This is a genomic window from Janthinobacterium sp. LS2A, from assembly GCF_036543145.1.
GTDB classification, from domain to species: Bacteria; Pseudomonadota; Gammaproteobacteria; order Burkholderiales; family Burkholderiaceae_D; genus Janthinobacterium; species Janthinobacterium aestuarii.
The window spans coordinates 1-485 of record NZ_JAZHPB010000030.1; the positions used below are offsets into that span (position 1 = coordinate 1).

Annotated in this window: 1 protein-coding gene; it reads right to left on the minus strand. The window is 56.5% G+C overall.

The features are described from left to right. A partial coding sequence (locus tag V3C40_RS28265) for an EF-Tu/IF-2/RF-3 family GTPase (RefSeq protein WP_331779166.1) occupies positions 1-485 on the minus strand: 485 nt, incomplete at both ends.

The window sequence follows — 485 nt, forward strand, 5'->3', positions numbered from 1 at the left end:
GCGCCGACGGTACGGCCGCCTTCGCGGATAGCGAAGCGCAGACCTTCTTCCATCGCGATCGGGTTGATCAGCTTGACGGTGATCGACACGTTATCGCCTGGCATGACCATTTCTTTGTCTGCTGGCAACTCGATCGAACCAGTTACGTCCGTCGTACGGAAGTAGAACTGTGGACGATAGTTGTTGAAGAATGGCGTATGACGGCCGCCTTCGTCTTTCGACAGAACATAGATCTCGCCGGTGAAGTGTGCATGCGGCTTGATCGAGCCTGGCTTGGCCAGAACTTGACCACGTTGCACGTCTTCACGCTTGGTGCCGCGCAGCAGCAGACCAACGTTGTCGCCAGCTTGACCTTGGTCCAGCAGCTTGCGGAACATTTCCACGCCGGTGCAAGTCGTTTTGACGGTATCGGTGATACCGACGATTTCGATCTCTTCGCCGACTTTGACAATGCCGCGCTCGATACGACCGGTCACAACGGTACC